The sequence below is a fragment of the Ruegeria sp. AL2 genome (assembly GCF_056540845.1).
In genome coordinates, this window is record NZ_JBQFXM010000001.1 from 94,455 (window position 1) to 114,597 (window position 20,143).

Genomic DNA, 20,143 nt, shown 5'->3' on the forward strand with positions numbered 1-20,143 from the left:
TTGTCCCACAAATTGGTGGGGGCTGTGGTCAGCGTCACCACACAAAAAAACTGCGTAGCGCATGCTGAACAGTCCAATTCGTGCGTTTCGCCTTTTTCAACATTGCACGGTGAAGTAAAAAATCAAGAATAACCGCAAGAAACGGGCAAGATTGCCTAAAAAGGAAGCAAGGGCAGGAGCGTCAAAGACATGCAGCTTTATGGATTGAAAAACTGTGACACTTGTCGCAAAGCATTGAAATCACTGCCAGACGCCAAGTTTTTCGACGTACGCAGCGACGGTGTGCCGGATTCGTTGCTGTCATGGGCCTTTGCTGAGTTCGGCAATGACTTGCTTAATACCAGATCAACGACATGGCGCGGATTGGACGAAACCCAGCGTGCCAAGGCCCCTTTGGAGCTTTTGAGAGAGCATCCGGCCCTGATGAAACGCCCACTGATCGAAGCGGATGGCAGGCTGTTGTTGGGCTGGACGGCTGAAACCCGTGCTCAGCTTGGCATTTCTTGAACGAGTGCCTATCTGCCTGAAAGCAACAATGAGGATTTTCAATGCGTAATGCCGCAATGTTATTGGGTGTAATCGCCGGGTTGATCGGCATGATCGTCGGGTTCTTCGGCTATGCGAAGGTGGTCGTGGTTGACCATGTCGGTGAAATTGAAGGCATGCTAAGCCAGGTCGACAATCCTGATCTGGTGCAAGCCATTTCGATTATCGCGCCCCTCTTGGCAATCGCGGGCGGGGCCATGGCGCCAGCGCGCGCGTTGATTGCCGGGGTCTTGTTGCTGGTGTCAGCGGCCGCGATGTACTACGCGTTCGGCTTTGGTGTTTTCACCATGTTCCCGATCACATTTGCTGCTGTCGCCGGATTACTTGGGATGGCCGCAGGAAAACCGGACCAGCCCAAGGCGCATTTCTAAGTTACTTAAGGCGCAGGATCCGGTCGAGTGAGATCGGACCTGCGCCGTTGACGACGATCACCAGCATCAGGAAGGTCCACATCGTGCGCTGATCCATCAGGGACGGGGCCGCGTCGAACAGGCTGCCCAGTTTCACGCCATGTCCGGTGACGTCGACAAGGGTCTGCACCCAGATAAAACCGATCATGCCCAAAGCCGCCAGACGCGAGAACAGTCCAACCAGAAGTAGCGTCGGAAGCACAAATTCGGCAACCGTTCCCATGAAGATGACGATGCGTTGGAAGAACGTCATTTGGGACACGTCATACAGAACAGCTTCTGCCGCTTTGGGGAAAATCTGACCAAAGGCACCTGCCGAAGGCGAAAAGATCGACCCGTCGATCTTCAGCATGGCTGAGTTCCAGTAATAGACCAGAAGAACCGCAACAAAGACCAGCCGTGCCAGCGTAGGGGTCAACCAGCCAGACGCAAAGTCCAGTTTTCCCATGGTGTTATTGTAGGTTGAGATCAGAGCAGTCATGTCTTGGGCCTTTCGATAGTCACAGAGGTTATTGAACCACCCTTCAGAAGCAGCGCCAGAGTGGTTCCAAGATCAAATTCAGGCAGTTCAGCAGTCGTTTTTTCAAATGCCCCGCCGATTGTGTCGCCGTTCTGCATATAGGCGATCCAGTCTGCACCACCCGCTGGAAGCGGATTGGGTGTCGGGTCGAACTCGGCGCGCGTGATCAACACATCCTCGGCCCGTGCATCTGGTTTCGGGGCATCGGCTTCCACGTTGAAGCGCCAGATAGCGTGAATGGGCCAGTCCGAGCGGATCACCTGCATGGCCGGTGCAAACTGCAACCGGGCCTGCATGACCTGCTCGGGCTCGACCGCTAAAACGTCTGCCGGTGCAGGTTCGCTGTCGGCGGCGTGGTAGGACTTGCGCAAGGCAATCTCTAACCGGGCCACGTCGGGCAGATATCCGAGATGGGCAAGTTGGGGCATTCCGGCCAGAAAATCAGGAAACGCCTCGCCATAAAACATCATCAGAGGAGAGGAGGGCGGGTGTTGACGCAGGAAAATCCCGGCCAGCCCATCCATGTTCTGCGCCCCTAGCAATTTGGCAATCACGGGAAACGCCTGATGCATCGCTTCGGTCAGCGACACCGCAACATTGTTGCGGTACACGCTGAACCGGCGACCGGCGGGGCGCGCGCCACCGTCCAGCAATCCGCCGGGAACGGGCGCTGACGCATCCATCATGGCCGCGCGGAATTCAGATTGCGAAACGCTCATACCGGTATCCGGTCCAGTGCGGATTGCGCGCGAACGGCCTCATTTCGCAGAACGGGCCAATCCGGCACATCAGTGTCCCATTCGATCAGAATGGGTTTTGGCCCCGAACGCTCCAGCACATAATCCAGCAGGGTCCACACCGGGTCGACCACTTCTCGTCCGTGACTGTCGATCAGCAGCGGATGACCGTGATCGTCTTCATCCTCATCATGGCCGCCAAGGTGGATTTCCGACACTTTTTCAAGCGGATAGGCGTCAATATAACTTTGCGGCGAGAATTCCAGATTGGTGGCCGAGACAAAGACATTGTTTACGTCCAGCAACAAGCCGCAACCGGTGCGCCTGGCAATCTCCCTCAGGAAATCAGGTTCGGACCAGGTGCTTTCCTCGAAGGCCAGATAGCTGGACGGGTTTTCCAGCAGCATCTGGCGCCCGACCGTGTGCTGGACCTGGTCGATATGTTCACAAACCCGCGCAAGAGTTTCGTCGGTAAAGGGAAGGGGCAGCAGGTCGTTGTAAAAATGGCTGTCATGGGTGGACCAGGCCAAATGTTCGGAAAAGCTTGCAGGGTTCAGCCAGCCTACCAGGTGTTTTAGCCGGGCCAGATGATCAGGGTCCAGCGCGCCTTCACCGCCAATGGAAAGGCCAACGCCATGGACCGAGATTGGGAACTTTTCGGAGAGGTGGCGCAGCTGCGCCAAGGGCCGCCCGCCGTCGCCCATATAGTTCTCGGCATGGATTTCCAGCCATGCAACAGGCTGTGCGTGTTCAAGTATCTGAGCAAAATGTTGCGGTTTGTAACCTACGCCCGGCGCTGCAGGCAGGCGGTTTGACCGGTGGGTGTCATCCAACATGGGCCAGTTCCTCGATCACGAAAGGGAAAGGGCGGGCGATGGTGCCCGCCCCTTGAAATCGTCAGGCCAATCTTATGCCGGCAGGTCGCGTTCCAGCGCTTCCAGCGAACCTTTGCGCGGTGTGCCGTTTGCTTCCGCAGGCAATTCGATGTCAGCGCAGGTGCCTGCGTCAACCAGGGTCCATGCGTTGCCCTGATAATCAACGGTCGAGGTGCCCGCGCATGTGGTTCCGGGACCTGCGGCGCAGTCGTTCTGGCCGGCCAGCGATACACCGTAGCACTTTTCTTTTGCCTGTGCGCTTGCTGTGGTTGCGGCACCCGATACGGCGGCTGCGACTGCGGTTGCGATAACCAGGGATTTAGCTGTTTTCGACATCTCGGTAATCCTCTTGATGACTGGGTATGTCTGCTTGTGACAATGACAAAGGTAGTGGCTTGGTGGGCAGAGTTGAATTCACGAGCCCGTGTCTCACAAGCGCGTCATGGGGCGGCCTGCCCCCTTGCAGCGTAATACACTGTTTTTGATGAAGAAAGGGTGAAATGTTACAATCCGACCCCATAGGAGGGGTCGGATTTTTTTGGATATGGTGCTGTTTGTTACAGCAGATCTGGCGGGGTGGCGGCGCGTGCCAGCTCTTTTGTTACAACATCAAGCGGTTGTACCTGAGTCTGTTTTTCACCCAGTCGCCGCACGCTTACGGTGCGCTCGTCAACTTCGCGGTGACCGACGGCCAGAATTACAGGTACTTTGCCGACCGAATGCTCACGGACCTTGTAGTTGATCTTTTCATTGCGGATGTCAGCCTCGGCCCGCACACCTGCCGCGCGCAGGGTTTCGACCACTTTGGCGACATAGTCGTCCGCGTCGGACGTGATGGACGCGACGACGACCTGACGCGGGGCCAGCCAGAACGGCAATTTGCCTGCGTGTTCCTCGATCAGGATACCGATAAAGCGTTCGAAGGATCCCAGCGTGGCGCGATGCAACATGACGGGGCGGTGTTTGGCCCCGTCGGCGCCGATATAGGTGGCGTCCAGCCGTTCGGGCAGAACGAAATCGACCTGGAAGGTGCCGCATTGCCAGTCACGCCCGATGGCGTCCGTCAGAACGAATTCCAGTTTCGGACCATAGAATGCACCTTCGCCCGGGTTCAGTTCCGGTTCGATCCCGGCGGCACGGGTGGCGGACAAAAGTGCCGCTTCTGCCTTGTCCCATACCTCGTCCGACCCGGCGCGGGTTTCGGGACGGTCAGAGAATTTCACCGAAAAATCCTCGAACCCCAGATCCTTGTAGATCACGCTGAGGAAACGGATGAATTCGGCGGTCTCCGCCTCGATCTGTTCTTCGGTTGAAAAGATATGGGCGTCGTCCTGCGTGAACCCGCGCACCCGCATGATGCCATGCAATGCACCAGAGGGTTCGTACCGGTTGCACGATCCGAACTCGGCCATGCGCAGCGGCAGGTCGCGATAGGATTTCAGGCCTTGCTTGAAAATCTCGACATGGCAGGGGCAGTTCATCGGTTTGAGCGCGTTGACGGCCTTTTCGCGGGCATGTTCCTCGTCGACTTCGACGATGAACATGTTTTCCTGATATTTGTCCCAGTGGCCTGATCGTTCCCACAGTTTGCGGTCAACAACCTGCGGCGTGTTTACCTCGACATACCCACCCTTGCGCTGCTGACGTCGCATGTAGTCCTGCAACTGGGTGTAGATGGTCCAGCCATTGGGGTGCCAGAAAATCTGACCGGGGGCTTCTTCCTGCATGTGAAACAGGTCCATCTCTCGGCCTAGTTTGCGGTGGTCGCGCTTTGCGGCCTCTTCCAGCATATGAAGGTGGTCTTTCAGTTTTTCCTTGCCGGTGAAGGCCACGCCGTAGATGCGTTGCAGCATCGCGCGGTTGCTGTCGCCGCGCCAATAGGCACCGGCGATGGACATCAGCTTGAACGCATCACCGGGAACCTGACCGGTATGTTGCAGATGCGGACCGCGGCACAAATCCTGCCAGTGGCCGTGCCAGTACATGCGCAACGGCTCATCCCCGGGAATGGCTTCGATCAGCTCAACCTTGTAGGGCTCGTTATTGGCCTTGTAGAACTTGATGGCCCGCTCGCGGTCCCAAACCTCGGTGGTGACAGGGTCGCGCTTGTTGATGATCTCTTTCATCTTTTTCTCGATGAGACCAAGATCTTCGGGCGTGAACGGTTCTTCCCGGTCGAAGTCATAATACCAGCCGTTTTCGATAACGGGGCCGATGGTGACCTTGGTCGCAGGCCAGATTTCCTGCACGGCGCGGGCCATGATGTGGGCCAGATCGTGGCGGATCAGTTCGTTGGCCTGCGCGTCATCCTTCATGGTGTGGATGGCAATCTGTGCATCGGCTTCGATGGGCCATTGCAGGTCCCAGTGTTGGCCGTCAACGGTGGCTGAGATGGCCTTTTTGGCCAGCGAACTTGAAATATCGGCAGCCACCTGCGCAGGCGTAACCCCTGCGTCATAGGAACGTGCATTGCCATCTGGGAAAGTGAGAGAGACGGATTTTGAATCCAGGGCCATGTCGGCTCTCCTCGTCGGTTTGGCGCCCACTGAACGCCCGGTTGCGGGTTATTTGCGTCTGGCTGATGTGGCAGGTGCAGCAATTCCTGTCAAGGGTCGCAGGGTACGGTCACTGACGCCACGACACCCCGAATTCGGGAATTGCGACCAACGGGCTGCCGTGCATGATGTTCCCCAAAGCGTAAGAGGGTTTCATGGCGGCGACGGATTTTCTGGAAACAGCACAAGGGCGAAAACTGGCCTATCACAAAACCGAAGGCTCAGGGCCGACCCTGGTTTTTCTGGGTGGGCTTATGTCGGATATGGAAGGCACCAAGGCAGTCCATCTGGAAGCTTGGGCGCAGGCGCGGGGGCGGGCCTTTTTGCGGTTTGATTATTCCGGTCATGGCGAAAGCTCTGGCGCGTTCAAGGATGGCTGCATTGGGGATTGGCATGAGGATACTGTCGCTGCGGTCGATGCCTTGACCAAGGGGCCGCTGATCGCTGTCGGCTCGTCCATGGGGGGGTGGCAGGCGCTTTTGCTGGCCAAGGCCCTGCCGGACCGGATTGCAGGTATGGTCACGATCGCCGCCGCGCCGGATTTCACGGAAGATGGCTATTGGGCATCCTTCACCGATGACCAGAAAGCCGCCCTGGAAACTGTCGGGCATGTCGAGTTGCCGTCCGATTACATGGAACCTTACTTCGTCACCAAACGGATGATCGAAGATGGGCGGCAGCGCCTTGTACTGCGCGACACGTTGAACCTGCCGTTCAAGGTTCGTTTCCTACAGGGAACAGCGGATACGGCCGTTTCGACTGAAACGGCCGTTCGGTTGCTGGACCACGCAACAGGGCCGGACATGCAGCTTCTTTTGGTCAAGGATGCCGATCACAGGTTCTCGGATGATGCATGTCTTGGCTTGATCGAGGCGGCGGTTCTGGATGTGTTGGGAGACGCGTGATGCGGCGTTTGGGATGGCTTCTGGGGCGCTTGTTCCTTGCGTTGATTGTCATCGGCGGCCTTATCTACTGGTTTGGCCCGCGCGAAGAGGTGAACCTGAGCCCAAGCTTTGATCCGCGCAAGTTTGGTGAGGGCGTACAGGTTTATTTCGAAAGCACCGAAGCCGCGTTTGACTATATCGTTCCGGGTGTCGAAAAACGAGTGATCTGGCAGGATGGCTTTAACGAACGGCGCACCCCGTATTCCGTTCTTTACATCCATGGCTTTTCAGCAAGTTCCGAGGAAATCCGGCCAGTGCCGGACCTTGTGGCAGACGCGCTGGGGGCCAATCTGGTTTACACACGCCTGCAAGGTCATGGGCGAAGCGGATCAGCCATGGCGGAAGGCACTGCCTCGGGCTGGATGCAGGACACCGCCGAGGGATTGGCGGCCGCGCGTGCTGTTGGGGACAAGGTGATCGTGATCTCAACGTCGACCGGTGCGACGCTTGCAGCCGCCGCCGCTTTGGATGCCAGCCTCAGCGAAGATGTTGTCGGCATGGTCTTTGTCTCTCCGAATTTCGGGGTCAACACGGCCGCGGCATGGATTCCCACTTTGCCATGGGCGAGGGATTGGTTACCGGTCCTGATGGGGGACGAACGCGATGTATCGGGGCCGGACCCGGAAAAGAACAAATATTGGTCTACTATCTATCCATGGGAGTCGGTCGTGCCGATGTCCGTTCTGGTCGAGAAAGTATTTGCGCTGGATTTCTCGAACGCCCTTGTGCCCGTGCTGTTCTGGTTCTCGGACAACGATCAGGTGGTGCGCCCTGGCCGCACACACGAGGTCGCCGAAGCGTGGGGTGCGCCAGCATCCGTCAAACTGGTGACAATGGGTCCCGAGGATGATCCGTCATCTCATGTTATTGCCGGTCGCCTGATGTCGCCAGGGCAGACCGACGCGGCTGTGGCCGGTATCCTGGATTGGTTAAAAGGGCTGGGGGTGGAATGATGGCGGCCTCGGGTCGCGGTAAGATGCGTAAGCCGGGCAGTATGTGGAGCCTTGAGACCTTAGGGCGCGTTCGTCTGTCCCGGTATTTCTTCATGCGCGATTTCCTCTATTCCGAGATCGGGAACTTTCACCAAAAACAGAACATTCCAGACAATCCGGATCTGGCTATCGAGACAGGACGTGCGTTCTGTGAAACTCTGCTGGACCCGCTGGAAGAGACCTTTGGCAGGATCGCCGTGCGCTCGGGCTATCGCTCGCCGTCGCTGAACAGGTTTGGCAATGAAAACAGACTGAACTGTGCCCGGAATGATCACCCGTTGGAGTGCCACATCTGGGATCGTGGAGCCGGGGACGAGCGGATTGCCGGGGCGTCTGTTGTTGTCCCCTGGTTCGCGGATCAGTATGCGCAGGGCCGGGATTGGCGCGATCTGGCATGGTGGATGCATGATCACCTGGATTATTCCGAGATCTGGTTCTTTCCGAAACTCTGCGCTTTCAATCTGGTGTGGCGCCCTAAACCGCAGCGCCGGATTGACAGCTATATTGCGCCACGCGGATGCCTGCTGAAACCCGGCGCTGAGCCCGAGGAAAGTGCCGCTTCACGACGGTCCCGCTATGCGGACTTTCCAGCTTTTCGGGCAATCGCCTATCCGTGACGTTCCGCTTGTTTGAATGTGATAAACTCTCAACCTGACTGCAAACCCAAGGGCTCGGGAAACCGAGCGTATGGAGGCCCCGCGTGATCGAGCCGCTGGTACTGCTACCTGGACTGATGTGCGATGCCCGACTGTATCGCCCTCAGATCGAGGTGTTTTCGCAGACGCGACCCGTAACCGTTGCGCCGCTCTCAGCAGGTGAGCGTATCGAAGAGATCGCCTCGGGTCTGCTGGACCAGCTTCCACATCGGTTTGCACTGGCTGGATTAAGCATGGGTGGTGTGGTGGCGTTAGAGCTGATCCGCCGAGCACCGGAACGTGTGTCGCGCCTGTGCCTGATGGCAACTGATGCGCAGGCGGACACGCCTCAAATGGCGGCCAGTCGCGAAGACCTGATCATTGGCGCGCAAGGTGGCCGGTTGGAGGAGGTCATGCGGAAACTTGTAAGTTCCGACGCGCTGGCACCGGGCCCGCAGCGTATTCCCATCCTGAACGGTTTGCTGGCAATGGCGCAGGATTTGGGTGCTGAAACTTTCGTGCGTCAGATGCGTGCCCTGCAACGCCGCCCGGATCAACAGGCCGCGTTGCGTCGCATCAAGGTGCCCACGTTGGTTCTGTGTGGTGCGCATGACACTTTGACGCCGGTCAAACAGCATTCTTTCATGGCAGAACTCATTCCCGGAGCGGAACTGCTGGTTATTGAAAAGTCCGGTCACTTGCCGACCCTCGAGACGCCCGACATCGTCAATGAGGCACTGCAAACCTGGTTGGACGCCCAGAAACGGTTTGATTACTGGTAAAGCATCGCGCGTTCGGTCTTTGAAATGACAGTTGGCGTCACCACGGTTTTACCGGTTTCTCGATCGAAAAACGGTGTGTTCTTCCATCGCCCGGACAGGCGCGATCCGACGGCCCTGCGCAACAGGCCAAAAATGGCGGGGCCGGGATTTTCGTGCTTTTGCTTTCCGTCCGGTCGGGGAACAAACCCGCGTGTCGTGACGGGTCCTAGCGCCGAAGCACCACCCGCAACCCGGCCGACGATAACGCCAGCAAACGGGAGTTTCGCGGTTTTGGGCGTTGCCGCCAAAGGTGCGTTACAGCAGCTGGCGTACCATCGCAGCATACCCTTGGGGCTGAGTTGCATCGCCGCAAGATACTGTCTTCCTGCGCTGATTTCGATTTCATCCGGTGCGATCTGAAAAATCCCGACAGGTCCGGGTGCCGGGTCCGGCTGCTTGAAATATAGTTGAGCGGCCCGGCAATCATGGCAGAAACACTCAACATGTGTGCCTTGCCGAACACCGCGGGGTGAAATACGCCCCTGCAACGCGCCGCATTGGCAGGAAAAGGTAAGGCCATTTTGCGCTGGCCCGCTCATGTCGCTTAAGCAACCTTGTTGGAATTGGCCGCGCGACGGTTTGGTTTTCGCGCATTTTCGTTCATGAAATCAATCACAAGGGGACGAATGTTGTCGCGCCAGCTGCGGCCTGCGAAGATACCATAGTGACCGGCGCCGGGTTCAACGTGGCTTGCCTTTTTGCTGTCGGGCAGGCCGGTACACAAATCCAGCGCAGCAATACACTGGCCGGGTGCAGAGATGTCATCATTTGCACCTTCGACAGTCTTCACCGCAACATCGGTAATCTTACTGATGTCCACTTTGTGACCCGCGACCACGAACTCGTTTCTCGCAATCTCTCGATTCTTGAAGACCCGCTCGACCGTCGAAAGATAGAACTCGGCAGTCATGTCCATCACGGCCAGGTATTCGTCGTAGAAGCGGTTATGGGCATCCTGATCCGAGGCTTCGTCCCGCATGACGCGCTGGATCTGGTCGGAAAACGCTTTGGAGTGACGATCTGCATTCATGGACATGAACGAGGCCAATTGCAGCAGTCCCGGATAGACCATGCGCCCTACGCCCTTGTACTTGAAGCCAACGCGCTGAATCATTGTTTCTTCCAACTGGCCCATAGTGACGCGACGGCCGAAGTCTGTCACATCGGTCGGCGTGGCGTCCGGATCGACGGGGCCACCAATCAGCGTCAGGGTGCTTGGCTGGGCTTTGGGTTCAATCTCGGCCAGGTACGCCGTTGCAGCCAATGTCAGAGGCGCAGGTTGGCAAACGGCAACAACATGGGTGTCTGGCCCAAGCTCTTTCATAAAATCTACAAGATAGAGCGTGTAGTCTTCGACATCGAATTTGCCTGCGGATACAGGGATATCGCGCGCATTATGCCAATCTGTGATGTAGACTTCACAATTGACCAGAAGGCTTTTCACCGTCGAGCGCAGCAACGTAGCATAATGCCCGGACATCGGTGCAACCAACAGCACTTTGCGCGGTTGTTCTTTCCGGCCATTGACGCGGAAATGTACCAGATCACCAAAAGGGCGTTCCAGAACAGTCGTGATTTCAACCAGGTGGTCCTTGCCATCTTCGCAGGTGAATGTGCGAATACCCCAATCGGGTTTTGCAACCATCCGCTGGAACGTACGCTCGGTCACTTCACCCCAGGCGGCCATCCAGTTGAATGCGGGGTTCGGCACCATGGAAAACATCGGATAAGACGCCATCGCGCTGGCGGTTGCACCAAGCCACTGGTTGGTGTTTCGCGCAGTTTCCATCAGGTCGTAGGTCATCATGTAGCGCATAAATGGGGCCTCCTGAGTGTCAGCCTGATAGTTCGGACCATTCGTCGCTTTGCCCCCCAGCACCCACGACGTTATTCTGCATAGCAGCGAGGTTAGGGGGGAATTGTTAAAATGACAACTAGTGAAGACCACATGCCAGACGTATCCGAAGAACACATTGAACGCCTTAAAGAAAATATGGAAAAGGTCGAGAAGTTATCGAAGCGCCTGATTGAGGTCATGGCTGTAAAACGGCCCCACACGCCCGCGCTGGACGGCCCGAATCAAGAGCTTTTCGCACGAGCAGCAAGTGCCTATTGGGCAGAGGCTTGGCAAAATCCCGCCAAGTTGCTGGAACAGCAGATAGAATTTTGGGGCAAGTCAGTGCTGAACTTTGCCGAGGCGCAGAAAGCACTGACTGCGTCTGACGCGGAAAGCGAAGCACCCAAGCCAGAAGACAAGCGATTTTCGAACCCCCTTTGGGAGACCAATCCCTATTTCCGTCTGATCCGCCAGCAATACCAGACCAATGCGCAAGCAATCGCGCAGGCTGTTGCGTCCGTGGATGATCTGGATGCCAAGGACAAAAGGAGGCTGCAATATTTCTCGCAACAAATCGTCGATATGATGGCGCCGACAAACTTCCTGGCGACCAATCCGGATGCATTACAAAAAGCGGTCGAAACCGAGGGCCAGTCACTGATCAAGGGGTTGGAAAACCTTGTGTCAGATCTTGAGGCCAACAATGGCGAGCTGGTCGTCAAACTGGCAGATGAGAGTGCCTTTGAGGTCGGCGGTAACCTGGCGACGACGCCGGGGGAGGTGGTTTATCGTAACCGGATGATGGAACTGATCCAGTACAAGCCGGCGACCGAAACTGTATATGAGACACCGATTGTCCTGTTCCCGCCCTGGATCAACAAGTTCTATATTCTGGACCTGAAAGCCCAGAACAGCATGATCAAATGGATCACCGAACAGGGGTATACCCTGTTTGTTGTAAGCTGGGTCAATCCGGACGAAAGCTATGCCGAAACAGGCATGGAAGACTACATTCAGGACGGTTTCCTGACTGCAATCGAGACGGCCAAGAAGATTTGCAAGGTCAAACAGGTCAACGCTGTGGGGTATTGCATCGCGGGCACCACCCTGAGCCTGACGCTGTCTCTGCTGAAACAGCGAGGAGACAAGTCGGTCAAATCGGCGACCCTGTTCACCGCATTGACGGATTTTTCCGATCAGGGAGAGTTCACGCCCTTCCTTCAAAACGATTTTATCGACGGAATCGAAGAAGAAGTGAAAAAGGAAGGTGTTCTGCGGTCGTGGATCATGGCGCGCACTATGTCCTTCCTGAGATCACGTGACCTGATTTATGGCCCGGCCATTCGCAGCTATATGATGGGTGAAGTGCCCCCAGCCTTTGATCTGCTGTACTGGAACGGTGATGGAGCCAACCTGCCTGCGAAAATGGCGGTTGAGTACTTGCGTGGACTATGCCAGCGCAACGAATTTGCCACCGATGGCTTTGAGTTGCTGGGGCATAAGCTAAAGCTTGGTGACGTTGATGTGCCCCTGATGGCCATCACATGCGAAACCGATCACATCGCGGCATGGAAAGACTGCTATCGCGGTGTGCAAAAGATGGGCTCGCGATCAAAAACTTTCGTGGTTTCCGAGTCGGGTCATATTGCGGGTATTGTGAACCCGCCCAGCAAGAAAAAGTACGGGCATTACACTAACCCGGATTTGAAACCAGACGCCGCCACCTGGTTGAAGGAAGCCGACTTTCATGAAGGGTCATGGTGGCCCATGTGGGATGCCTGGCTGAAAAAGCGGTCGGGCAAGCAGGTACCGGCCCGCAAACCCGGCGATTCGAAGCACCCGAGCCTGGCTGCTGCACCCGGAACGTATGTAGTGGCAAAACCAAACACCTGATTTCATTCTGAAACTTAAATTTTTCTGCAATGCAGCAAAAAAATACTTGCAATGCTGCGTTGCAGCAATCATATTGTCCTCAAGCTGATGAAACCCGGGGTGGGCCCGGACTGGCTAAAAGGATTATGACAATGGCTAAGACCCAAGACTTTACCGCGATCATGAAAGACATGATGGGTGCATTCCCTGTGGACACAACCGCAATGGAAGGCGCATTCAAATCGACCGCTTCGCTGAACGAAAAGCTGTCGGGCGTTGCTCTGGAAGCAGCTGAGAAATCGGCAGAAATCTCGAGCAAATGGACCAAAGACACGCTGGCCAAACTGACCGAGATGTCGAAAGCCAAGGCAGAGCCTGCCGACTACGCAAAAGCAGCAACCGATTTCGCAAGCGCGTCTGCTGAAGTTGCAGCCGAGAATATGGCCGCTTTCGCAGAAATCGCGAAAAAAGTTCAGACCGAAACCGTCGAACTGCTGATGGCTGCTGGTAAAGAAGCTGCGGAAGAAGCATCCGCCGCTGTTAAAAAAGCAACCAATGACGTGACCACAGCCGCTAAAAAAGCTGCTGCTGCGAAGTAAGAAAAGTCAGCGAAACGCACCCGACCCTCCCTATAGGTGCAATCGCGTTGGGCAGGTCCATTGACCTGCCCTTTCTTTTTGTGCTGCACTCGCATAACCTGTGCTGCAACGCATCATCCTTGGGGAGGGAACCCGGTGTCGGACCAAGAAAAACCGCTGCTGATCAAGCGCTATGCCAGCCGTCGGCTGTATAACACCGAGACCAGCGATTACGTGACGCTCGAAGATATCGCGGGATTCATCCGTGACGGGCGCGAAGTACAGATCATCGACCTGAAGTCCGGCGACGACCTGACACGGCAGTATCTGCTGCAAATCATTGCTGAACATGAAAGCCGCGGCGAGAATGTGTTGCCGGTCAATGTTCTGAATGATCTGGTGCGCAGCTACATGCTGCCGGGCGGGGGCATGATGCCGCAATTCCTGCAAAGCTCGTTCGATATGCTGCGCGAAAGCCAAAGCAAGATGATGGAAAACATGAACGCCATGAACCCGATGTCCCAGATGCCGGGTTTTGAAGCGTTGCAAGCACAGCAGCAGGCATTTCTGAAGGCTATGACAGGTGGGTTGTCTGGCAGATGGTCCTCGCCAGAGAAGGAAAGCGAAAAGTCAGAGCCGAAAGAGGATCTTGACGATATCAAGAAACAGTTGGCCGAACTTCAACAGAAGCTTTCAAAACTGAATTAAGGTGAGCCTGAGGAAAAGGCCCACCATTTAAGTGGGTCAGTTCTAGTCTCAGGTGCCGTAGACCGGCATTGGGCCGGTCACTTCGCCGACCGCGGCCAGCAGAATATCGGCGATCACGTCCAGCTCTGCGCGTGTCAGGCGTACGGGCAGTCGGACGTCACACGCTTTCATCAGCATGTCACGCGTTTGCGGCAGCTCGAACGTCTCCGGCAAGAATTGCCAGTTCCAGAAGGCGCGCGCATTGTCCTGACTCAGGCCAAAGACCTGAACTTTGACACCGCGTGCCTCGGATGCGGCGGCAAATGCGCGAATCTCGTGTTCCTGCAACCCAACCAGATTGAATTGAATAGAATCCGGCGCGCGCTGCTCGGGGGGCAAGGGCGCGGGCACATTGATATGGGGTGAGGTATTCAAGCGCCCGGCAACGTAGTCGTGATTCGCAAGACCATCGCGGACACGACGGGCCAGTTCCGGGATCTGCGGGCGGATCACAGCGGCGCTCAGGTTGTTCAAGCGCAGGTTATACAGTGGCAACTTGTTCTGCCAGCGGGCGAAGGCCTCTTCCAATTCGGGCGAGTTGTCGCCGTGCGGTCCTTTATGTTTCTTCCAGTTATGTTCGTACGCGCCCGACATGATGACGGCACGGGCCACCAGATCAGCATCGTTTGAGATCAGAATACCGCCTTCGCCCGCATTGATCATCTTGTAGGACTGAAACGAGAAACAGCCGACCTTGCCGATGGTGCCGATATTTCTGCCATGCCAGGTCGTGCCCAGCGAATGCGCAGCGTCTTCGATTACCGGGATGTCACGCGCGTTACACAGCGCCATGATCGCGTCCATATCAGATGTGTGGCCGCGCATGTGACTGATGATCACCGCCTGAACGCTGTCGAGCTTGGCCTCGAAATCGGCCATGTCGATGCGATAATTCTCACCCACTTCGCATAGGACCGGGATGCAGTCCGCGTGGGTGACCGACGAGGGAACCGCGGCAAATGTGAAGCCGGGGATCAGGACGCGCGCATCACGCGGCAGACCCAGTGCCTTGAGCGACAGAAACAGCGCAGCAGAACAGGATGAAACAGCGAGAGCGTATTTTGTGCCCAGAAGTTCGGCAAACTCGGCCTCCAGCAAAGACACCGGGGCATCTTGCGGGGCGGTATAGCGAAACAAGTCGCCCGACTGCATCAGGGCGTCGATGGCTTCTTTTGCTGCTTCTGGGATGGGTTCGGCGTCATGAACGTTTGGTGGAAGCGTCATATTTGGAATTCCCGAATTCTATCTTTGGTAAAGATAAAGCTATTCAGGCGGCAATCCAAGCCCTCAATCGCCGCGCCAGCGGAAATTCACCAATATGTCACAAGTAACGTGGATCAGATCCCAAGCCGGTCCCGCATGGCGAACCATGTCATTGCCAGCACAAGCAGCGGGTTGCGCAGGGCAGACCCGCCTGGGAAGGGCAGGGTTGGCACGCGGGCCATTGTATCGAACCCTTCAGATTGGCCCTGAATGGCCAGTGCCATCAATTGCCCTGCATGGGTCGCGGTGCCTACACCATGACCGGAATAGCCGGAAGCAGACAGAATATTGGGCGCGATACGCACCAGATAAGGCATCCGCCGCATGGTAATGGCCAGCGTCCCACCCCATGCGTAGTCGATTTTGACATCGCGCAGATGTGGGAAGATTTCGGTCATCGGCTTGCGGACCTTCGCCGCGACATCCGCAGGAAAACGATAGCCATAACTTTCGCCGCCACCGAACAAAAGCCGGCCATCGGCGCTGAGGCGGAAATAGTTCACCACGAACTTGGTATCCGCGACCGCGACATCCTGAGTCAGGACCCGCGCGGCCTCGCTGCCAAGGGGTTCAGTCGCTGCGATGAAGTTGTTGATGGGCATGACACGGGCCGCGACGGTCCGGTTGAGATTGCCAAGATAGCCATTACAGGCCAGCACAACATGGTCGGCCCTAACGTTCCCCCTGGCGGTCCGGATCAGTGCAGGCCGGGTTTCGTCAATATCGATGACTTCGGTGCCCTCAAAAATTCGAACACCCGCTTTAGCCGCCGCCCGCGCCAACCCCAGCGCAAAGTTCAATGGGTGCAAATGAGCAGCCCCCATGTCCAGATACCCACCCTTGTAAGCGGGTGAGGGGCAAAGTTTGTGGCCTTCGTCTTCATCCAGCAGCTTGATCTGGTCATACTGATAACGGTCGGACAGATAGCCTGCATGGGTGTGCAGCTCTTTTCGTTCCGAAGCTGACAGACCCAGAACCGCGACGCCGGGTTGCAAGTCGCACGCGATCTGATGCTTGGCGATCAGTGATTTGACCAGATCCTTGGCGTCTTCGGCCAGGTCCCACAGCTTTGCGGCATCCGGGTCGCCAACAAGACGCTCGAGGTCTTCCTGATCCATCCGCTGCGCGCTGCCCAGCTGGCCACCATTGCGCCCCGAGGCACCAAATCCGACACGGTGGGCTTCAAGCAGAACGACATCGAACCCCGCCTCGGCCAGATGCAATGCTGCGGACAGGCCTGTGTAGCCACCGCCCACAACGCAGACATCCGCCGTAATATCTTCGGCCAAAACAGGAAAGCGTTCCGTTGGGTTCGCCGTCGCGGCATACCAGCTAGCAGGGTATACGCCCTTGCGGTCATTGGAATAGAGCAGATTCACGAAAAGTCTCAGACGTTGATCAGCAGATGTTCCCGTTCCCACGGAGAAATGACCTGCAGAAATTCTTCATATTCAGCCCGCTTCACGATGCCATAGACACGGGCAAACTCGGGGCCAAGGATTTCGTGCAGGGCTGTGGCTTCGTCAAACATATCCAGCGCATCGCCCATGACCTGGGGGATATCCCCTTCGCCTTCATAGGCGTCACCATAGAATTGACGACGCGGGCGTTCTTGTTCAACCAGACCCAGATAGCCGCACGCCAGCGACAGGGCGATGCCCAGATACGGGTTGCAATCCATACCGGCAATGCGGTTTTCGACACGGCGCGATTCAGGTCCGGACAGTGGAACGCGAATGCCTGTAGTGCGGTTGTCGCGAGCCCATTCCAGATTGATCGGCGCGGCGTGGTCTTTCACGTAGCGACGATACGAGTTTACATAAGGTGCCATCACGGCCAGACCGGAGGGCAGATGGTTCTGCAACCCGGCAATGAAGTGATAGAACGCGTCCGTTTCGCCGCCCTGCGGGCCCGAAAAGATATTCTGGCCGGTCTCCATGTCGATAATCGAATGATGGATATGCATGGCCGAGCCCGGCTCTTCCTCGATCGGTTTGGCCATGAAGGTTGCAAAACAATTGTGCCGTAACGCCGCCTCGCGGATCAGGCGCTTGAAGTAGAAAACCTCATCAGCAAGTTTGACTGGGTTGCCGTGGCGCAGGTTGATCTCCAACTGGCCCGCACCGCCTTCCTGGGTGATGCCATCGATTTCGAACCCCTGATGTTCGGCAAAGTCATAGATATCGTCGATGACCGGGCCGAACTCGTCCACCGCGGTCATCGAATACGCCTGCCGCGCCGCAGCCGGGCGGCCAGAACGCCCCATCATCGGCTTGATTTCCTGTGCGGGATCGACGTTGGGGGCGACCAGAAAGAACTCCATTTCTGGCGCAACAACCGGTTTCCAGCCTCGGTTGTGATACAGCTGGACCACGCGTTTCAACACGTTGCGTGGGCTGTAAGGGATCGGATCACCATCCCGGTCATAGGCGTCGTGGATCACCTGCAGCGTCCAGTCCCCGGTCCAGGGCGCGGCTGAAGCCGTCGAATAGTCGGGCTTCAAGATCATGTCCTTTTCGATGAACCCGTCGTCACCTGCGGCTTCACCCCAGTCCCCCGTGATGGTCTGGAAGAATATGCTGTCGGGCAGGTGAAAATAGGATTGCTTGGCGAATTTCGTCGCAGGCACGGCCTTGCCGCGTGCAATTCCGGGAAGGTCCGAGATGATACATTCAACCTCGTCCAGCCGCTGTCCGTGGAAATAGGCTTTGGCGGCTTCCGGCAGTTTATCAGTCCAATCAGCCATCAGGCTCTCTCTTTCTTTAAAAACTCGGCCATATGGCGCGCGATTGTGGCGTTGTCATCCGGGGCGGTTTCACGATTTGCGGCCTCGCGCATCAGGTCTTCGGGGACGACGCCTTTTCCCCGTGTGCGCATCAGGCCCGCGACAAAACCATTGGTGAATTCAGGGTGGGCCTGAACCGTCCAGATCGTGTCTCCATAAGCCAGCATCGCGTTTTCGCAAAATGCGTTCTGACCAAGAACGCGCGCGCCTTCGGGCAACTCGACAACCTGATCCTGATGCCAGGCATTCAGCCAGACTGTGTTGCCGTCAAACTCGTATTCAGTGCGTCCGACGGCCCATCCGCCCTTGAACTTCTCGACCTTGCCGCCCAGTGCCTGCGCGATGATCTGATGCCCAAAGCATACGCCGATCAGTGGCTTTCCGCTTTGCTGTATCTCTCTGACCAAGTCTTCCAGCGGGGCGATCCACGGCAGGTCTTCGTACGCGCCGTGGCGCGAACCGGTTATGACCCAGCCATCTGCGTCATCCGCGCCGCTTGGGAATATGCCGTCGACCACGGCGAAGGTCTGGAACTCAAATCCGTTGCCACCGAGAAGTGCAGGAAACAGCTCATCATAGTCGCCGAATTCGCCATGCAACGCATCTGGTGTGTGGCCGGTTTGTAATATGCCGATTTTCATGTGTCACCAAATTTGATCAAATTAACTCTAGCTGAGTCCGAATGAGGCGGCAAGGGGGGTCAAACCGCTTCGAGATAGCTCAGCCAGTGATCTTCAGGAGCGATACGCTCAAATCGTTCAATTTCCTGTCGCTTGGTCATGATCAGGTACTGGATCAGATCCGCCGGGAAAAGCCGGGCGACCAGGGGGTCGGTCTCAAATCTGTCAATTGCGGCCGCCCAGTCTGGCATCAGTTGAGGCAGGTCTTCGATATCGTAGGCATTGCCTGTGATCGGGGCAGGGGGCCGCAGACCGTCTTCGATCCCGGCAAGGGCTGCACCCAAAACCGCGGTCAGCATCAGGTAGGGGTTGATGTCGCCACCTGCGACGCGGTGTTCGATGCGCCGCGCTGCTGTTGCCCCGCCCGGGATTCGAATTGCGGCGGTTCTGTTCTCATAGGCCCAGCAGGCCCCGGTCGGGGCATGCGCACCCGGTACAAGCCGGGTGTAAGAATTGCCGTGGGGCGCAAAAATCAACGTGCTGCCTGGCATGGCCGCCACACAACCCGCGACGGCGGAATGCAGAATGCCGGTCCCTTCAGGCCCGCCATTGTCAAACACATTGCGCCCCCGATGGTCCAGCACCGAGAAATGCACATGCATCCCATTGCCTGCATCATCGGCATAGGGTTTTGACATAAATGTTGCAGCAAACCCGTGTTTGCGCGCCAGGCCGCGTGTCAACGCCTTGAAAAGCCACGTATCGTCGGCACAGCGCATGGCATCCTGATGATTCAGGTTGATCTCGAACTGGCCAACGCCACTTTCCGAGATGGCGGTTTGGGCGGGGATGTCCATGGCGGCGCAGCCATCGTAGAGGTCTGTGAAGAAATCCTCAAACGCATCCATTTCAGCGACCGACAGAACGGATTCATGCAGCAGGCGGCGCCCGGTGATCGGGTTCAACGGAGGTTGTGGTTGCGCGCCCGAAGCATCGATGAGTGTGAATTCCAGCTCGGTCGCCGCAACGACCGACCAGCCGCGTTTGGCATAACGGTCAAGAATGGCAGACAGAGCGTGGCGCGGATCACCCGCAAACGGGGTACCTGCATCGTCATACAAGCTCATCGGAACCAGCGCCGTTTCTTTCGGAAGCCAGGGCACGGGCACCGGGCCCCGGTCGGTTGGGCGCAGCACGCCATCCGCATCACCGGTTTCAAACACCAGCGGGCTGCCGTGAATATCCGCGCCCCAGAGATCGACATTGAGTGCCGAGAACGGCATGCGCACGGCGCCTTTCTCCAGCTTGCCCGCATACTCAGGGGGCACGCGTTTGCCCCGCATCTGACCGTTCAGGTCACATGCAGTCACGCGAAAACTGTGCAAGGCGCTCAGGTCCATTGGGGG

At 57.0% G+C, this 20,143-nt stretch carries 21 protein-coding genes; 9 read left to right on the plus strand and 12 right to left on the minus strand.

What is annotated here, in order from left to right; genetic code table 11:
• Nucleotides 1-189 precede the first annotated feature (189 nt).
• Both ACR0ID_RS00470 and ACR0ID_RS00475 read left to right on the plus strand, forming a co-directional pair.
• Nucleotides 190-507 (plus strand): ArsC/Spx/MgsR family protein, encoded by a 318-nt coding sequence (locus tag ACR0ID_RS00470; protein WP_480603144.1) that lies wholly within the window; start codon nt 190-192, stop codon nt 505-507.
• Nucleotides 508-548: 41 nt separating this feature from the next.
• Nucleotides 549-917, plus strand: a complete 369-nt coding sequence (locus tag ACR0ID_RS00475) for a hypothetical protein (RefSeq protein ID WP_480603145.1) — start codon at nt 549-551, stop codon at nt 915-917.
• A 1-nt stretch (nt 918) separates the two neighbouring features.
• Here ACR0ID_RS00475 and ACR0ID_RS00480 read toward each other — a convergent pair whose 3' ends face one another.
• The 5 genes from ACR0ID_RS00480 to thrS form a co-directional block, all read right to left on the minus strand.
• Complete coding sequence (locus tag ACR0ID_RS00480) at nt 919-1,437, minus strand: DoxX family protein (RefSeq protein ID WP_480473462.1); 519 nt, start codon at nt 1,435-1,437, stop codon at nt 919-921.
• Nucleotides 1,434-2,195: an HvfC/BufC family peptide modification chaperone gene (locus ACR0ID_RS00485; RefSeq protein ID WP_480603147.1), complete on the minus strand. Its 762-nt coding sequence runs from the start codon at nt 2,193-2,195 to the stop codon at nt 1,434-1,436. Before ACR0ID_RS00485 ends, ACR0ID_RS00480 begins: the two co-directional genes overlap by 4 nt.
• A complete protein-coding gene (gene bufB / locus ACR0ID_RS00490; protein ID WP_480603149.1) occupies nt 2,192-3,049 on the minus strand; it encodes an MNIO family bufferin maturase in 858 nt (285 codons plus the stop codon). The genes ACR0ID_RS00485 and bufB overlap by 4 nt, the downstream gene beginning before the upstream one ends.
• Before the next feature lie 72 nt (nt 3,050-3,121).
• Entirely contained in the window at nt 3,122-3,424 is a 303-nt protein-coding gene (locus ACR0ID_RS00495; RefSeq protein WP_267365389.1) for a BufA1 family periplasmic bufferin-type metallophore, read from the minus strand.
• Between the two features lie 221 nt (nt 3,425-3,645).
• Nucleotides 3,646-5,604, minus strand: coding sequence for a threonine--tRNA ligase (thrS, locus tag ACR0ID_RS00500; RefSeq protein ID WP_480603150.1), 1,959 nt, complete (start codon nt 5,602-5,604; stop codon nt 3,646-3,648).
• Nucleotides 5,605-5,798: 194 nt separating this feature from the next.
• On the opposite strand from thrS, the gene ACR0ID_RS00505 reads away from it, so the two are divergent.
• The 4 genes from ACR0ID_RS00505 to ACR0ID_RS00520 all read left to right on the plus strand — a co-directional run bounded on the left by ACR0ID_RS00505 (nt 5,799) and on the right by ACR0ID_RS00520 (nt 8,996).
• Nucleotides 5,799-6,548: an alpha/beta fold hydrolase gene (locus ACR0ID_RS00505; RefSeq protein WP_480603152.1), complete on the plus strand. Its 750-nt coding sequence runs from the start codon at nt 5,799-5,801 to the stop codon at nt 6,546-6,548.
• The gene (locus ACR0ID_RS00510) at nt 6,548-7,540 is read left to right on the plus strand and encodes an alpha/beta hydrolase (protein ID WP_480603153.1); all 993 of its coding nucleotides are present in this window, start codon (nt 6,548-6,550) and stop codon (nt 7,538-7,540) included. Before ACR0ID_RS00505 ends, ACR0ID_RS00510 begins: the two co-directional genes overlap by 1 nt.
• 41 nt (nt 7,541-7,581) lie before the next feature.
• Nucleotides 7,582-8,196 (plus strand): hypothetical protein, encoded by a 615-nt coding sequence (locus ACR0ID_RS00515; protein WP_480603854.1) that lies wholly within the window; start codon nt 7,582-7,584, stop codon nt 8,194-8,196.
• An 83-nt stretch (nt 8,197-8,279) separates the two neighbouring features.
• Complete coding sequence (locus ACR0ID_RS00520; protein WP_480603155.1) at nt 8,280-8,996, plus strand: alpha/beta fold hydrolase; 717 nt, start codon at nt 8,280-8,282, stop codon at nt 8,994-8,996.
• Here the strand turns inward: ACR0ID_RS00520 and ACR0ID_RS00525 are convergent.
• Both ACR0ID_RS00525 and phaZ read right to left on the minus strand, forming a co-directional pair.
• Nucleotides 8,987-9,574, minus strand: a complete 588-nt coding sequence (locus tag ACR0ID_RS00525; RefSeq protein WP_480603157.1) for a DUF6151 family protein — start codon at nt 9,572-9,574, stop codon at nt 8,987-8,989. The genes ACR0ID_RS00520 and ACR0ID_RS00525 overlap by 10 nt on opposite strands.
• 5 nt (nt 9,575-9,579) lie before the next feature.
• Nucleotides 9,580-10,851 carry a polyhydroxyalkanoate depolymerase gene (gene phaZ, locus ACR0ID_RS00530; protein WP_480473454.1) on the minus strand — a complete coding sequence of 424 codons (1,272 nt, stop codon included), beginning with the start codon at nt 10,849-10,851 and terminating at the stop codon, nt 9,580-9,582.
• A 111-nt stretch (nt 10,852-10,962) separates the two neighbouring features.
• On the opposite strand from phaZ, the gene ACR0ID_RS00535 reads away from it, so the two are divergent.
• The 3 genes from ACR0ID_RS00535 (at nt 10,963) to phaR (ending at nt 14,030) form a co-directional block, all read left to right on the plus strand.
• Nucleotides 10,963-12,765 carry a PHA/PHB synthase family protein gene (locus ACR0ID_RS00535; protein WP_480603159.1) on the plus strand — a complete coding sequence of 601 codons (1,803 nt, stop codon included), beginning with the start codon at nt 10,963-10,965 and terminating at the stop codon, nt 12,763-12,765.
• 131 nt (nt 12,766-12,896) lie between these two features.
• On the plus strand, nt 12,897-13,343 hold the full coding sequence (locus tag ACR0ID_RS00540; protein ID WP_209503426.1) for a phasin family protein: 447 nt from the start codon (nt 12,897-12,899) through the stop codon (nt 13,341-13,343).
• Between the two features lie 135 nt (nt 13,344-13,478).
• Nucleotides 13,479-14,030: a polyhydroxyalkanoate synthesis repressor PhaR gene (gene phaR, locus ACR0ID_RS00545; protein WP_267365377.1), complete on the plus strand. Its 552-nt coding sequence runs from the start codon at nt 13,479-13,481 to the stop codon at nt 14,028-14,030.
• A gap of 48 nt (nt 14,031-14,078) precedes the next feature.
• Here phaR and ACR0ID_RS00550 read toward each other — a convergent pair whose 3' ends face one another.
• The 5 genes from ACR0ID_RS00550 to ACR0ID_RS00570 form a co-directional block, all read right to left on the minus strand.
• Complete coding sequence (locus ACR0ID_RS00550) at nt 14,079-15,293, minus strand: DegT/DnrJ/EryC1/StrS family aminotransferase (RefSeq protein WP_480603161.1); 1,215 nt, start codon at nt 15,291-15,293, stop codon at nt 14,079-14,081.
• A 113-nt stretch (nt 15,294-15,406) separates the two neighbouring features.
• The gene (locus ACR0ID_RS00555; RefSeq protein WP_480603163.1) at nt 15,407-16,711 is read right to left on the minus strand and encodes an NAD(P)/FAD-dependent oxidoreductase; all 1,305 of its coding nucleotides are present in this window, start codon (nt 16,709-16,711) and stop codon (nt 15,407-15,409) included.
• Between the two features lie 8 nt (nt 16,712-16,719).
• Complete coding sequence (locus ACR0ID_RS00560; protein WP_480473449.1) at nt 16,720-18,078, minus strand: glutamine synthetase family protein; 1,359 nt, start codon at nt 18,076-18,078, stop codon at nt 16,720-16,722.
• Nucleotides 18,078-18,758, minus strand: a complete 681-nt coding sequence (locus ACR0ID_RS00565; RefSeq protein WP_480473448.1) for a type 1 glutamine amidotransferase — start codon at nt 18,756-18,758, stop codon at nt 18,078-18,080. The genes ACR0ID_RS00560 and ACR0ID_RS00565 overlap by 1 nt, the downstream gene beginning before the upstream one ends.
• A gap of 59 nt (nt 18,759-18,817) precedes the next feature.
• Nucleotides 18,818-20,137, minus strand: coding sequence for a glutamine synthetase family protein (locus ACR0ID_RS00570; RefSeq protein WP_480517565.1), 1,320 nt, complete (start codon nt 20,135-20,137; stop codon nt 18,818-18,820).
• Nucleotides 20,138-20,143 lie beyond the last annotated feature (6 nt).